This window comes from Beggiatoa leptomitoformis (genome assembly GCF_001305575.3).
GTDB classification, from domain to species: Bacteria; Pseudomonadota; Gammaproteobacteria; order Beggiatoales; family Beggiatoaceae; genus Beggiatoa; species Beggiatoa leptomitoformis.
On sequence record NZ_CP012373.2, the window covers coordinates 2,373,739 to 2,389,646 of the forward strand.

Consider the following 15,908-nt stretch of genomic DNA (forward strand, 5'->3'; position numbering starts at 1 on the left):
AATAGTAATGTAATTTACACCATATTTGTAATCACCTAAAAATTAAGGACAAAAAAATACCCTCTGTTTTTAAGGCAGAGGGTATGGTTGGTTTAGGGGATTAGCCTAGGGGTTATGGGCAACCTGCGGGTTTAGTAGCCCCTTGTTTTAGTACAAAGGTAACTGTCGCTACATTACTGATAGGCAGATTACTATTTGTCGCTTCAATCCGCGCAGTAATAGAGACTTGACCCGGACATAGTCCTTTAATCGTGGTAACAAATGAACCCGTATCAGCATCACCTGTCGTCGTACCAGAAGAGGCACCAAACACAATAGAACCTTTAATATCTGGCGTGGCAACTGGGTCAACATATAGCGTAATAGGAATACCACTTAAAGCAATTTTTCCTGTCGGCGATGTTGGGTCAATTTTCTGGGCAACAACGGTTAATTGTCCAAGCTCATCACCTAATATATCAGTACTAACGGTATCAACATTTATTGTTGGTGGCGTAATTACCAAGGTTACAAGATCAGGAATTTGTGAATCAGCTAATACAACACCTGTATTTTGTGTCACTAAGGTACATCCACCCAGTAATGCTGCTGTTGATGCAAAAGGATTAGAAACAGGGCATGTTTCAGCATCTGCATCTGCTTTGCTACAAGGTGGAACAAAAGATAAACTATCTGATGCTTCGCTTCCTGAAACAGTGGTTTGCGCTTTTAACTCTACATCGATGAGATAATTTGCATACTGTTTCGCATACACAACATTAAAATCTGCAAAACCTGCCGATGTGTTGGGTGAGCTTGTGGTTGGACCTGTGGTAACTGTTAAGGCATCCAAGGTAATAACCCCGCCTGGGTCTAATGAACCATTGCTATTTAAATCTTCTCCACTATCTAATATCCCATTCCGATTTGTATCTTCATTGATACATTGATAATAGCTAGAAGCACTCAAAGAACCGCGAATATAGTAGTGCGGATAAATGCTCAGTGTAACAACACTATTATTGACAGGTGAACCATTGGAGTCTGTGACTAAAACAGTATGCGGTAATTTATAACGAATACCTAAGTTCTGGTCATCTTCAATAACATTACCTGATGCAACCGTGACAAATAAACTGCGCTGTCCAACCGTTAAATTAATAACCTCAGATAAACCATCCACAGTAACTGTAATTTTCACACCATCAGTTGAACTGGTTGTCGTACCTGCAATATAAGTTGTAGTTGCGCGTCCGAAAGCATCGGTAGTCGCTGAACCTTGTGTTAAAGAACCACCCGTTACATCGGTTAAAACAAATGTAACCGTTTTATTACTGACAAGATTATCATTCGCATCACGAACAATTGCCGTTATTTCGGATTGTTGGTCAGTACTTCCTGCCGTGTTGGTACTTAACACGGTACTGGATGCCTGCAATGTTAGTTTGCTAGCTGTGGTTGCAATAAAGGTTATGTTAAATGTAATTGAGGGAGGCGGTGGCGTTGTCCGAACACCACTAATACTCACTGTCGCAACCCCTGCATCAGCAGAACTCAATGTAAAGCAGTTTGCCACAAAGGGCGTTGTTTTACATGTTGTATCAGCATCTAATGATACGGTATTTCCCGGTGTTAAAGTACCGCGTGTTGATGTCACTTGTACATCACCACTAATAGGACCACTGGCTTGTGTCCACACAATTCTAAATTGCTGAGTTTGGCCTATCGGTATTTGACAATCGGTAATACTTAAACAATCAGCATTAGCAGTAACAGGTACAACCTCCAACTGATCAGTTGAAATGGAAATGGCTAATGTTGCAGGTGTAATTGCTGATGCCCCCGGTTTAGAGGCACTTAACGTGTCAGTTAAGATACCTTGATTACTCAAACCAGTACTGGCTTGCAAGGTAATCTCTGCCCGTCCACTTACATCGGTTACAACATTTACTTGTGTTGCTGTTGTTTGTCCATAAGTAATGTTGTTTCCATTGGCTGACGTTACTAATAACGTTTGACCTGCGAGGGGATCATTTTTTGAATTACGGAGAGTAATAACATAAGTTCCCACATTGTTAATAATCAGTGAGGAAGGTCCCGTAATATTTAATGTTGTACCAATTACCTTGACGGAAATAGCTTTTTGTAAAGTTGTTCCATCACCTTTGCTCACAGACGCTATGACGGTAATGTAGCGATTATCTGCATTACTTTGTGTTGTCAAACGCGCTTGCGCCCGTCCAGAAGTATCCGTTACACCGGGTGTCCCCGTTGTTGTGCCAGAAATTAAAATCGGCAGCAATTCTCCACCAGCGCCAGCACGGGATTCACTCGTGGTTGGGTCAACGCTTTCACATGTTGTAACAGTTAAGCCATCGGCAGGTGTTGGTGTACTTGGAATACCACAAACTGAAGAGAAATTGATAGTTACGTCACTAAGTAGGTTATTTTTTGAGTCTTTAACCAAACCCGTGATAGTCACTCCATCACTATCCCCTTCTGAATTTAACGTTGATGAACTACTGAGCAACTCAAGACTTGCAATATCTGCAGTACTGCCTGATGAAGGATTAAAGGTTAATTCAATGGCATTGCTGGTTAGCACTACATTTGTAGCATTAAGTCTGGCTTGAATAGTAACTGTACCTGCTTTACTACTGGTAACCGTTGTTGTAAAAGCCCCTGAAGAGGTTGCTGTTTTTCCTGAGAATGCGGTAAAAATGGTTGATCCTGCAATATCCCCTGTTGCAGAGAGGACGATAGGAACATCACCTAACGGTGAGTTATTCTTTCTAGCTAACAACGTGACTTCAATATTACTGCCTGTTTCAACACTGGGTTGAGAAACCGTTAATACCAAACTGTCAGGAATTTGGTCAGCAGGTAGCGTTGTACCACCAGTAAAGGTGATTTTTAATGGTGTACTGTTCTTATCTGACCGAACACCACTAGAAACCGCGACAACAGAAATATTTTCTTCAGCAACCGTACTAGTTACCGTTGCACGGTATTCACCTAAAGAATTGGTTGTACCTGTAGAACCAGCAATAGTTGCATTAATGGAATCAACAAAAATTTCAACAGCAGCACCCGTAATAGGTGTATTTGTTGAATCCCGTGGTGTAACAACCAATATAATTTTTGAAGTTCCATCAGCAGGTTGTGGAGAGTTGATTGCTTCTACATCAATAAAAGCAGGTGCAGTACCAGCAGTTGCTTCAAAATTAATACGGACATTTTTAGCAATGTTAGAACCCCCTGTAGAAACATTCTCTACCGTTACGGTGAAATCAGCAGGTCCTACATCCGTAGAAGTGACAGAAGCAGAGAAGAAACCATTACTATTTGTTACACCTGATGAAGGGTCAGCAACTGCCGCACCGCCCGTGCCAAGAATAATGATAGGTGCGTTTGCAACGGGTTTTCCTGTTGAATCACGCGCCACAACGCTGATGGTTGCTTGATCTGTGCCATTGGCTTTTAAACCTGTACCGCAAGTCACATCAGTGCCAGTAGAAGTACCAACAGGTGAGCAACTGACATCTAATTGAGCAACTTGTGTTGCAGGATTGGTGAAAGTAACGACTTCAGTATCTGTTACAGTTGTACCACTGGGAATACCTGCAGTGGTGAGTGCAACAGCAGACGCTGTTACGGACACGTTACCAGCTACCGTATTAGTGAGTTTAAAGACGGCAGTCCCTGATGAACCCGTTTTTACAATACCATTGTCAAACAGTGCTGTACTAGCAGCTGTACCGGCAGCAGAAATACTCACTTGTATTCCTGTCATGGGTGTACTGGTAGAATCTCGCACAATTGCCGTCAAGGTAATGCTACTTGTCCCATCAGCAAGTGTTGAAGATGGACTGGCGATTAAAGTGACATTAGAGGGTGATGTGGGAGTTTCTGTATCAGGTGTTGTGGCACGCGCAATAAATGCAACTGTAATAGAACTGCTAGAAATACCTGCAACAACCGCACGAAGTGTGTAGCTAACAACCGTTGTACTGCTCAAAGAAAGACGGAAAAAACCCGCACTGTCAGTAGTTGCATTTGGAATAGATAACCCATTACTGGTTAAGAAGCTAACGGTTGTATTTGCAACAGGGGTACTGTCGCTGTATAAAACCCGTCCAACAATACTGGCTGTGTCCGTACCGTTAGCTGTTGCAGCAGCAACAGGTGTATAAATGGGGGCATCTAAGGTGACTGAGGAGATTGTTACTGTAGTTGTTGGGTCTACAACCGCGTTTTTAAAGGTAATAGTGACGCTATCACTGATAATTGCTGTTGTACTGTCAGAATTCGTAATGCGTGCTGAGGCGGTTAGCGTAACATCTTCTTCTACCGTATTTTTGATGTAAACGCTGAAATTCCCTGCGCTACCTGTATTACCATTAATAAAGACGGGTTGGTAAGTTGAGCCATTGGTACTGAGTTGGGCTGACCCTGAACTGATTGAAATACTAATGGGAACGTTGGTAACAGGGACACCTGCATCATCGCGTGCAACGACAAGTAATCTGGCTGTTGTTGTACCATCTGCTGGCACATTATTCGCGGCAACAAGCAAATCAACGGCGGTTGGATTGGTATAAACCGTTGATGCTCCAAAGCGCATAGCAAGCGCGGGTTTTACAGTGTACCCCCCCACAACAGGTGTGACAGACGTATCTTGTGCAACCGTATTTGTAATCGTTGCAACAAATTGCCCTTGTGAATTAGTAACAGATGTCGTTTCTGTCGTTGACGCTGTTGCAAAAGAGCCTTGTGCAAAGGAAAGGGAAACATTTTGACCGACGATAGGTAAGCCTGTTGCATCTCGTGCTTGTACCGTTAGGGTTGCTGTATCTGAACCCCCTGCAATAATCGTTGTTGGATAAGCAGGTGAAATACTAGCGGTAACAGTCCCACCAAAATAGACGCTAAAGCTGAAACTTCCCGTATAGTTATCTCTGCCTGAGAAACTCACAAGAACATTTTCAAGGCTACTATCAGTAATTGTAAGCGTTGATTGTCCTTGCGAGTTACTCACTGCATCTAGGGTAGCTTCTCCATTGCTAAACCGTGCTGAACCTGTAACGCTGACACGGAAAGGAACATTAGGGACAGTAGCAGTTGTCGTGGTACTTGTGCCATCTAAAGTTGTGATAGTAATTGTTGCGGTATTATCCCCAACCGCAACAACCGTTTCACCCGTGACAAGCACGGAAACCGTTGTAGGTGTCGTGGTATCAGGATCAGTAGTAGGAGTATCAGTACCCTTATCATCCAGTAAGTTACTTGCTTCGTCGCTCCCGCCACCACAAGCACTGAGTGTCCCCAGTATGAAGGCGTATAGTAGCCATCTTAATAAAATACGTATAAACATCAGACATATCCTCTATTAAATTTGATTCTAAACAATTTCATTTTTCTTTGCGTCTTAGGTTTAAAACTGACACATTTCAAAAATATGCAGGTATAGGTCGATTACCCTTGAACGTTTGACTGTATCAGCTTTAAGGTTAAAACAACTGCACCTAAGCGCAGGTAAAGTTATGCGACAAAGCAATAAACAATCGAGTCATTAGGAATTACCTTTAATAATTCTAGGTGTAATAAAGATAAGCAATTCAGATTTATTCTCTGTGTTTGTTCTTGTTTTAAAGAGATTGCCAACCAGTGGCAAGTCACTAAAAAATGGGACACGTTCCACTTTGTTTTCCGTCTTCTGTTCGTAAACCCCACCTAACACAACGGTTTCTCCATTATCAACTAACACCTGTGTTTCCACTTCACGGCGATTAATTGAACCTGAAGTTGATGCTACATCGTCTTTTTTCACGTTTAAATCCATGATGACACGATCATCAGGGGTTATTTGTGGTGTAACATCCAATTGTAACAAGGCTTCTTTAAAGGTAGGTGCTGCTGTAGCACCTACCCCAGCCGTTCCTGCAACAGGGAATTCTACCCCTTGCAAAACAGTCGCCTTTTTTTGGTTTGAGGTGACAACACGTGGGCTAGAAATAACCTCTCCACGCCCCTCTACCTGTAAAGCTGATAACTCTAATTGCAATAAGTAGCTACCAATTTTCCCAATCGCCAATCCAACCGAGGCTGTTTGTGATGTAGCACTTGCACCAATTGCAGAGGCAACTGCAGGCAGTGAGACCATTAAGCCTTCATTACCATCAACTTGGAAGGATGTACCTGAACTAAATTCGGTGTCACCTGTCGTTTTACCCCCAACAACAACGCCATAACCACTGCCTAAATCTTGATCAGCACCATACCCAAATTTAACACCTAAACTTTTGCCAAAACTTTCTTCAGCAATTACCACACGTCCTTCGATAAGAACCTGTCTGATAGGGGTATCAATCGCCGCAACAAGCACGGCAATTTCATCCAGCTTTGTTGCTGTATCCTGAATAATCAATTTGTTGGTTCTTACATCTTGTGTCACGCTACCACGCTCAGACAGAAAAGAATGACTTTTTTCTGCGGAACTTTCGCGTAGTAAGCTAACTAAATCACTGGCTTTAGCATAGTTGATTTGAAATTGTCTGGTCACAACAGGTTCAAGCTCTTTTATAGCTTTTTGTGCTTCTAATTCTTTACGTTCGCGCTCATCCAAATTGGTTTTTAAGTCAATGGTCATCACATTACCAATCTGTTTTTTACCCAACCCTTGAGATTGTAAAATAATTTCCAATGCTTGGTCCCAAGGAACGTTTTTTAACCGCAAACTAATAGGAGGAAGTTGGCTAACCGCTGGGCTGGTGATGATATTGAGATTAACGCCCGGTAATTCAGTCAGTAACATCAAGGCACTACTGACAGGGATATTTTGGATATTGAAGGAAACCCGTTGTCCTGCATAGGCTGGATCAGTTTTCTTTAGCGTTTCCTTTTCATCGGCGGTTAGTGGTTTGACCTCTATGATGTATTGATTGTCTGATTGATAAGCAAGATGGTCAAACTCATTGTTTTTTGGAGTAATGACCATACGAACATTCTTTCCTTGTTGTTTAGCATCGATAAAGCTGACAGGTGTCGCGAAATCCGTTACGTCTAATTTACGATCTAAACTTTCTGGTAAAGCCGTATCTTCTATATCAACGATAAGGTCATTGACTTCACGCTGAATATTAACAATAGATTCTGGGTCTGAGAGGGTAATAATGATTTGTGCAGAATCTTCACGCGTCCGTTTAAAATTAATATTTTCAATACGAGGGCCCCGAGGAGCTTCAACGGCCTTAGCAGATAAAGTCGCAGCCTTTTGGCTGACAGCAGTAATGGGTGAGTTAGCGGGTGGCGCAATTTGATTGCCTACATTGGCCACTTCTACATAAACTCGATTACCTTGTGATTGAATGGTAAAGGGGACAAGGCGCACGAGGTTTAAGACAACTCGTGTGCGGTCATTGGTCTCTACAACATTAGCCCCTTGTACAGCACCAATCCCAATAACTTGAGAACGGTTATCTACCCGCATAGCTGTATTGGGAAAATCTAGAACAATCCGTGCAGGATTTTCTGTAGAAAAGCTGATAGGCGTTTGTGCATTACCTGCAAAATCTAAATTAATTTGTACCCGATTACCTGGCAATGTAGAAAAACCAACTTTATCAAGTTGATTGATAGCTGCTTGAGCCGTTGAGAAGCTTCCCAAACTCATGATAAGCAGAAGCCATCTGGCAAACAGATGCTGTTGATATTGCCTTCTTTTAAAAGGATTAAAAAAGAATATGCGCATATCCATGAGCAGAACCTCGCTATTGTTCCTCTGGCATTGCCAGTTTTGTTTGTTGTTCTTTCCAACATCCTGGTAGAGCTGGGTCAGGATGTAGTTCCAAGAGTTCTATTTCTCTATCTGTGATACTGGTGATTAATCCGCTATTTTGTCCCATATAATCACCCGTTTGTACTCGGGTAATTAACCCTTCAGGTGACATAATTAATCCCCATGTAGTCCCTGTTGCATCTTCTAAAATACCTACCAGTTTTAACGCATCTAAGGGAGATGATTCCAACCCAACTCGTACACGAAATGGGTCTGGCTTAGGACAATCTATAACGACAGGACCCGTATTGTTTCCATCTTCTGAGCCTTGTGCAGAATCATCCCATCTTTCAAAGGGTGAGCGTTTGTTATCAACTTCATAAAAATGACTGGGTACGAGCTTAAATTCGGGAATTGGCTCAACCTGTGGGTTATCCCGTGCTTTGATACGACCAATTTCCGCTTCTAAATCTGCCATTCCTCTGTCACTACAAGCAGTAAGCAAGAGTGTGAAAAATAAACAACTTACAGTGTAAGTTAATAAACGCATGTCGAACTCTCCGCAACAGATAATACTCTGAATTTATTATTCATTATCTTATTCTGCTTACACGCTGTTAGGTAATCAGGGTAATACTTGATGAGCAAGCTAATCCACCAAGGTATAAATTTCTTCATCCAAGAGGAGAATGTTATTTTTTGGGCGGTTTTGGTTTTGCTTTTGTATCTATCGCAGCCGCAGAATCTGCATCAGGGAAAAAGTAAATCCGTGCGACTAACTCCATCGTCAACGGTCCTTTTGCTGTCACGCTCTTAATTGTAATATCATGCTGCGTCACAATCCGTGGCATAGAAGCGACTTGACTGACAAATTTACCAAAAGCATGATAGTCACCGCTTAAGCGCAAGGCGATAGGCAAAATATAATAGTTATTTTCTTGAAGCTGTGTACCTGGTCTGAAGAGTTCAGACTTTAAACCAGTTGCAATTGCCGCTTGTGATATATCTTGAATCAGCCCTGCAACTTCCGCTTGATTTGGCAAACGCCGTTGTAAATCAGTGAGGGATTTTTCAATGGTCACTAATTGTTCTTTAAGCCTAGGTAGTGTTGCCGCTTTCCATTGGGTATCAGTGTACTCTTTGATTAGCTCACCTTCTTTACGCTGTACGGTTTCTAAGCGTGTTATCTGGTCTTGCGTATCAAAGTAATAACCTGCACCTAACGCTAAAGCACAAGCAAAGAGTATGGCAACGGCTTTAACAGGAATAGGCCAATTGCCCATATTCTTAGCGTCTAAATTGCTAAAATCATCCGCATTAAATTTCATTATCATGCCCTCATTTGCTGGACTGAGCAGGTTTATCTGGTGAGTTCATCAATGGGTCTTCTTCTTTAGGCGTTTCTTGTTTTAATGTTAATTTGAAGCTACTGATTGTGCGTTTAGTGGTTGCATTAGCAGGGGTACGAGCCTGTTGCGCACCTGCTACCACTTTCTCATCTTTATTTTCAATAAATTCAACCATTGGACTTGCTAGATAAGGGGAACTATCTAATTGACGCATTAGTGAAGAAACACGTGCATCAGATTGCGCAACGCCTTCTATAGTCAGATTATCTTGCTTTTGTGTCATGTTGGTGAAGTAAACCCCTTCAGGGACGCGCAACACCATTTCATCCATCAATCTGACAGATAAAGGGCGACTAGCCTCCAATTGCTGAATCACATTCATCCGCTCAATTAACACCGCTTTTTTTGCTTCTAACTCTTTAATTTCCTCAATTTGTTTTTTAACAATATCAATTTCTGAGGTGATATAGCTGTTGCGACTATTTTGGTAGTCGATTTCACCTTCCATATACAGATGTACGCCTAACACTACCAAACCTGCGATGGCCAGTGAAATACCCAGAATAATGAAAAAACGGGTTTCACGTTCATGCTTTAGCGTTTCACGCCAAGGGAGGAGGTTAATATTTGCCATCGTGTTAATGCCTCATGCCTATCCCAACGAAGTTGTTATCAAAGGAATACGTCATCAATAATTAAATTTGTCAAAAGTCCGCAATGCTAACCCACATGCAATCATTAATGCAGGGGCATCGCGCATTAAATCCTTCTTAGGAACTTTAGCGGATAACGACATGGAAGCGAAAGGATTTGCAATCGTGACATGCCCTCCAACCTTATTACTGACATGTTCTATAATGCCCGGAATGGACGCACAACCACCCGCGATGAGAATATGTGATAACTGCCCATATTTCGGAGAAGCATCTGATGAATAGTAATATTGCACCATACGGCTAATTTGTTGTGCCATTTCTGCTTTAAAGGGTTCTAATACTTCAATTTCATAATCGTCTGGCAATCCACCGTTACGCTTTGCTAAGTTGGCTTCTTCATAACTAATACCATAACGATGCTGAATATTTTCGGTGAGTCGTTTACCACCAAATAACTCTTCACGCGAATAGACAATCTTATTATTCCCTAATACATTAATCGTTGTGGTTGTTGCACCTACATCGACTAAACCAATGGTTTCATCCACGTTAATTTCAGGATCGCTTTCTGCCAATAGACGAAACGCATTTTCGAGTGCATACTTTTCAATGTCCACGACCCTGACTTTTAATCCACCCAGTTCTGCACTTGCAATGCGTATTTCAACATTTTCACTACGCGAGGCAGCTAAAAGAACATCCATGCGTGTCTCAGGGTCTTTATCATTAGGACCAATAACCTCAAAGTCAAAGCTGATTTCGTCTAAGGGGTAAGGGATATATTGCTCAGCATCGGCTTCAATCAGGGCGCGTCGTTCATCATCTGACATGCCTTTGTCCATTTCGATGATTTTGGTAATCACGGCAGGACCAGAAACAGCAACCGCAGAAAACTGTGCTTTTGGCTTAGCACGGCGAACAACACGACTAATGGCCTCACCAACAGTTTCTAGTTCGACGACGTTTTTATCCTCTACCGCTTTTTCTGGCAAGGGTTCTATCGCGTAACTCTCAACCTTGTAGTTATTACCCGCTCGGCTGAGTTCAAGTAGTTTAACGGCTGTAGAGCTTATATCTATGCCCACCAGCGGTTCAGGCTTTAAACTAAAGATTCCCACTGAATTTTCCTTTAAAACAGATATGTTATACAGGATATTTGTTAATATACATTAAACTCTAAAGCTAACTATAGGTCAATACTTATTAAAAAGTATTGATTAGAGTCTTTACTCACAACGCTTTATAATGAAAAGTATAAATGTCATTTTACTGTTTGCTTATGATTATCAGCCAATTCTTCTATAAGATTTTTCGCGCTTTTCTTGTGATGGGCCTGCTTTTAGCTACCATCATGATAGGTATTGGAATTTACTTGCAATGGTATATTATTCCACAATTACCTGCTACCGAACGGCTGAAGGATATTCAGCTTCAAGTACCGTTACGGGTTTATACCAATGACGGCAAATTAATCGCCGAATTTGGCGAACAACGACGTATTCCCATCGGAAAAGATAGTTTGCCTCCAATGATGGTCAATGCTGTCTTAGCGGCTGAGGATTCCCGTTTTTTTGAACACTCAGGCGTTGATTTAAAAGGGTTGTTACGTGCTGCGTGGAGTTACCTAAAAACGGGCGAAAAATCTCAAGGCGGTAGTACTATAACGATGCAAGTTGCACGTAATTTCCTACTTTCTCCTGAGAAAAAATTTGAGCGTAAATTAAAAGAAATCTTCCTTGCATTACAAATTGAACGTGAACTGACAAAAGAAGAAATTTTAGAATTGTATCTAAATGTTATTTTCATGGGCAATCGAGCTTATGGTGTAGGGGCTGCTGCACAGATTTATTATGGGCACAATTTACAAGACTTAACGGTTGCTGAATATGCAATGTTAGCAGGACTTCCTAAAGCACCATCCGCTAATAATCCTATTAGCAATCCAGAACGCGCCATGCAACGACGCAATTACATTTTGAATCGCATGTTAGAGTTTGGGTATATCACGCCTGCCCAACATGCAGAGGCAATTAACGCGCCTAATACCGCCAAAATTTATGCGACAACGTTAGAAGCTGATGCACCTTACATAGCCGAGATGGTGCGTGCTTACATGCAAGAAAAATATGGTGATGATTTTAATACTAAAGGACTTCGAGTTTTTACAACCATAGACCCTGCATTACAAAGCAAAGCACAAACCGCATTGCGTAATGCCCTCTTTGATTATGATGAGCGTCATGGTTATCGTGGTGCAATAGGACATGAAAAAATATCCGCTGATCCTAATCCTGAAGAATTAAACACTTTACTCAGTAAGTATTCTATACACGGCGGTATGTTACCCAGTATCGTCCTTGCCGTTAAAGAGCGAACACTGCAAGCCTATAATGGACGTATCGGACGTTTTGAGATTACATGGGAAAACCTTGCTTGGGCAGGGCGATATATTGATGATGATAGACGGGGTGCAAACCCTAGAAGCCCTAAAGACATTGCCAATAAAGGCGATATCATTATGGTTCGCGCGATTAAACAACAAGTTAATCCTGATAATACGACGATGGATGAAGATGGTAACGAAGAAGTACAAGCCCCCACTAGTGATGAGTTTGTGACTTTTAACGACCCGTCAATTAAATGGCGATTGGCATCGGTTCCACAAATAGAAGGTGCATTGATTGCCTTAAAACCAGCAAATGGTGCAATTATCGCCTTATCAGGTGGATTTGATTTTAACCAAAGTAAATTCAATCGTGTTATACAAGCCTTGCGTCAACCGGGGTCTAATTTTAAACCATTTATTTACTCTGCCGCCTTAGATAAAGGATTTTCTGCTGCAAGCATTATCAATGACGCACCAAAAACTTATCAAACAGGCAACATCACATGGCGACCTGAAAATTATAGCCATAAATTCTATGGACCAACCAGCGTTCGCACGGCGTTAACCCACTCACGAAACATGGTTTCCATTCGTCTATTAGAAGAAGTTGGTATTGACTATGCTATTGATTATGTAACTAAATTTGGATTTAAAAAAGACCGTATTCCACGTAATTTAACAACGGCATTAGGAACTGGTGAAGTCACTCCCTTAGAATTAGTAACGGGTTATGCCACCTTAGCAAATGGTGGTTATGCCGTAGAACCTTATTTTATTGCGCGAATTGAAGACAGTGCAGGCACAGTACTATATGAAGCCAATCCACCCACCGTTTGTTATGACTGCAACACAACAAAAATAACCGAAGCGACCAAAGTCTTTACCAACTTACCAATAAACACCGTCACACCTGCCCCTGTTGATGCAAATATTTCATCTGTATCACCTGAAAAAATGCCACGTCCTGCTGAATTAGTACTACGCCCACAAAATGCGTGGATTATGACTTCTATGTTGAAAGATGTTGTGCGTTTTGGTACGGCAAAGCGCGCCTTAAAACTAAATCGTAACGACATTGCAGGAAAAACAGGAACAACTAACGGACCTAATGATGCGTGGTTCTCAGGTTACACTCCCGATGTAGTTACAACAACATGGGTTGGTTTTGACCAACCGCGCTCACTGGGTAGCAAAGAAACAGGGGGACGGGCGGCATTGCCTATGTGGATGGAGTTTATGGAAGAAGCCTTAAAGAAATACAAAGAACGCACCTTACCAAAACCAGATGGATTAATCACTGTACGGATTGACCCCAGTACAGGGCTACGCGCAACAGGCGACAATCCTAATGGTAAAATGGAAGAGTTTTCCCCTGACACCGTTCCTAAACAATATTCTTCTGCGTCACAAAGCACACCCGATACATCACAAGGTCAAAGTGGCAATCCTTTAGAGCAACTTTTTTAACATGCTAATTGATATACTAATTCTTATAATGGCCTACTTATTAGGTTCATTTAACTCTGCTGTCGTCATTAGTCACGTCATGGGGTTTACCGACCCGCGCACACAAGGGTCTGGCAACCCCGGTGCAACCAACGTATTACGTCTAGGCGGTACAAAAGCTGCCATTGTTACCCTGCTGTTGGACATATCTAAGGGGGTTATTGCTGTTGGTGTTGCTTTATTACTCAATTTATCAACGGTAAGCATCGCATTAGTCGGATTTACTGTATTTATTGGACACCTATTCCCCTTATTTTTTCACTTTAAGGGCGGGAAAGGGGTAGCAACCGCATTTGGTGTGATTGTTATGTTTAACAGTCTTGCAGGACTCACCACACTAGCAACATGGTTATTGGTTGCTGTTATCAGCCGTTACTCCTCCTTATCTGCCTTGATAGCAGGTACACTTGCACCGCTTTACCTCTATCTTTGGCACGCGCCAGTTGCTTATTGGGCAACGGATATTCTCATCAGTTTGTTACTCATCTGGCGACACCGTAGCAATATTCACAAACTGCTAAATGGACAAGAAAGTAAAATAGGCGCTAAAAAATCCGCTGATGTATCCTCTGACTAGGGCGTGTCATCAAATAGTAAAAAATGTTATATTATAGGTATATACCCAGATATCGCCAAGGATAAAACAATGAGTCGTCGCTATGCCTTAACCGATGAACAATGGTCAAAACTAGAACCGCTACTCCCTGGGCGTAAAGGACATGTCGGGATGACGGCTAAAGATAACCGCTTGTTTATTGATGCTGTTCTATTCCGTTATCGCAGTGGCATTCCTTGGCGCGACCTCCCCGAACGCTTTGGTGATTTCCGTGTCGTCCATACCCGCTTCAGTCGTTGGTCTAAGAAAGGTGTCTGGGAACGTGTTTTCAAGATACTAAGTGCCGATGCCGATAATGAATATGCCATGATAGACAGCACAATAGTTAGAGCGCATCAACATAGTAGTGGTGGTGGCGCAGATGAAGCCATTGGACGTAGCGCAGGGGGTTTAAGTACCAAGATTAACTCCGTTGTTGACGCACTGGGCAATCCGACCCTTTTTTTTTGACTGCGGGACAGGCAAGCGACCTTGAAGGGGCTGATGCTCTTATTCCTCAGATAAAGGCAAACGCTTTATTGGCTGATAAGGCTTATGATGCTGATGAACGGGTTAGAGATGTTTTAAAACAGAAAAGCATAGAACCTGTGATTCCGTTCAGGAAAAATCGTTTAAATCCACCTGATTATGATAAAGCTCTTTATAAGGCACGTTATTTAATCGAGCATTTCTTTGGTAAATTAAAGCAATATCGTGCAATAGCTACACGATATGATAAACGCGCTAGGAATTTCTTAAGTGGGGTTTATTTGGCTTCTACCTTGATTCTTTTAGCTTGAACCTTTAACCCTTCTTATTTGATGACAGGCTCTAACATGATAACGCTAAAAAAATATTTTCTATTTGGCATATTTCTACTGCTTACTGCTTGCAACACCAACCGCTATGCGTGGCAACCTGTCAGTTATGACACGCATATTGTCTGGGCAGATGACAACACGGAACTTCTTATCGGCAATACCCGTTTTGAACAACGCCAAAGCCTAGACCCCTTGATGGGAACAACTACAAAACGCCATTTTTCCCACCAACTATTCCTCGTTAATCCTGATGGTTCAAATAGACGCGCCCTTACCTCTAATCGCCCAAATCAACTGGGACAAATTTATTATATGAAACAAGCGGGTTATGTACTTGTCGAATCATTGCTAGAAAATGGCGTAAAACAGTTTCATAAAATTGATTTACAAGGTAATGAACGCCTTTTATTAGAAATTCCGCCCATTGCCGAAAATACCTGTCCTGATAAGTCTGTTGACTTAAACTCAACAGTCATCCCATCTGCTGATGGTCACTATATTGCGTATGCCTACCTCATGCATTGTCAACAAATTAACATCCTGTTTTACACGACCGACCGTGCAACGTTTGCAGACCAACAAATCTTAACCGTAGATGCTGGACAATATGAAGTAACATGGCGCAAAGATGGCGCATTTATTCTTGCTTCCACCACAGCAAAAACGGCATGGCAACTGCTACCACAAACCCCAATTGTCAACACCGCTATGCCTCGTTGTTTTAGCCCAGCAACCAGTAGTAGCATGATTACCGCTGATGGTCGCGCTGTCAGTTTAGATGAGAAAGGTATTAATATCAGTGCTATTGGCACATATCCCGCTTTTGGGTGTCAATAATT

Annotated in this window: 10 protein-coding genes; 4 read left to right on the forward strand and 6 right to left on the reverse strand. The window is 42.0% G+C overall.

All coding sequences use genetic code 11. The annotated features are described in order from the left end of the window. Positions 1–112 precede the first annotated feature (112 nt). The 6 genes from AL038_RS09900 to AL038_RS09925 all read right to left on the reverse strand — a co-directional run bounded on the left by AL038_RS09900 (position 113) and on the right by AL038_RS09925 (position 10,879). The gene (locus AL038_RS09900; protein ID WP_062152364.1) at positions 113–5,353 is read right to left on the reverse strand and encodes a beta strand repeat-containing protein; all 5,241 of its coding nucleotides are present in this window, start codon (positions 5,351–5,353) and stop codon (positions 113–115) included. A gap of 198 nt (positions 5,354–5,551) precedes the next feature. Continuing rightward, complete coding sequence (locus AL038_RS09905) at positions 5,552–7,651, reverse strand: type IV pilus secretin PilQ (protein WP_062152366.1); 2,100 nt, start codon at positions 7,649–7,651, stop codon at positions 5,552–5,554. Between the two features lie 97 nt (positions 7,652–7,748). After that, positions 7,749–8,306 (reverse strand): pilus assembly protein PilP, encoded by a 558-nt coding sequence (locus AL038_RS09910; RefSeq protein WP_062152368.1) that lies wholly within the window; start codon positions 8,304–8,306, stop codon positions 7,749–7,751. A 142-nt stretch (positions 8,307–8,448) separates the two neighbouring features. Next, positions 8,449–9,090 (reverse strand): type IV pilus inner membrane component PilO, encoded by a 642-nt coding sequence (locus AL038_RS09915; RefSeq protein ID WP_083991489.1) that lies wholly within the window; start codon positions 9,088–9,090, stop codon positions 8,449–8,451. A 4-nt stretch (positions 9,091–9,094) separates the two neighbouring features. Then, the gene (locus tag AL038_RS09920; protein ID WP_062152372.1) at positions 9,095–9,739 is read right to left on the reverse strand and encodes a PilN domain-containing protein; all 645 of its coding nucleotides are present in this window, start codon (positions 9,737–9,739) and stop codon (positions 9,095–9,097) included. Positions 9,740–9,793: 54 nt separating this feature from the next. Beyond that, the gene (locus tag AL038_RS09925) at positions 9,794–10,879 is read right to left on the reverse strand and encodes a pilus assembly protein PilM (RefSeq protein WP_062152374.1); all 1,086 of its coding nucleotides are present in this window, start codon (positions 10,877–10,879) and stop codon (positions 9,794–9,796) included. Positions 10,880–11,019: 140 nt separating this feature from the next. Between AL038_RS09925 and AL038_RS09930 the strand changes: the two genes are divergently transcribed. The 4 genes from AL038_RS09930 (at position 11,020) to AL038_RS09945 (ending at position 15,906) form a co-directional block, all read left to right on the forward strand. Next, the gene (locus AL038_RS09930; RefSeq protein ID WP_062152376.1) at positions 11,020–13,614 is read left to right on the forward strand and encodes a penicillin-binding protein 1A; all 2,595 of its coding nucleotides are present in this window, start codon (positions 11,020–11,022) and stop codon (positions 13,612–13,614) included. Between the two features lies 1 nt (position 13,615). Then, positions 13,616–14,230, forward strand: a complete 615-nt coding sequence (gene plsY, locus AL038_RS09935) for a glycerol-3-phosphate 1-O-acyltransferase PlsY (protein WP_062152378.1) — start codon at positions 13,616–13,618, stop codon at positions 14,228–14,230. 69 nt (positions 14,231–14,299) lie between these two features. Continuing rightward, a protein-coding gene (locus AL038_RS09940; protein WP_101539186.1) for an IS5 family transposase occupies positions 14,300–15,048 on the forward strand; the annotation gives its coding sequence in 2 pieces (ribosomal slippage) (positions 14,300–14,714 and positions 14,714–15,048; 750 coding nt in all). A 36-nt stretch (positions 15,049–15,084) separates the two neighbouring features. After that, the gene (locus AL038_RS09945) at positions 15,085–15,906 is read left to right on the forward strand and encodes a hypothetical protein (protein WP_062152380.1); all 822 of its coding nucleotides are present in this window, start codon (positions 15,085–15,087) and stop codon (positions 15,904–15,906) included. Positions 15,907–15,908 lie beyond the last annotated feature (2 nt).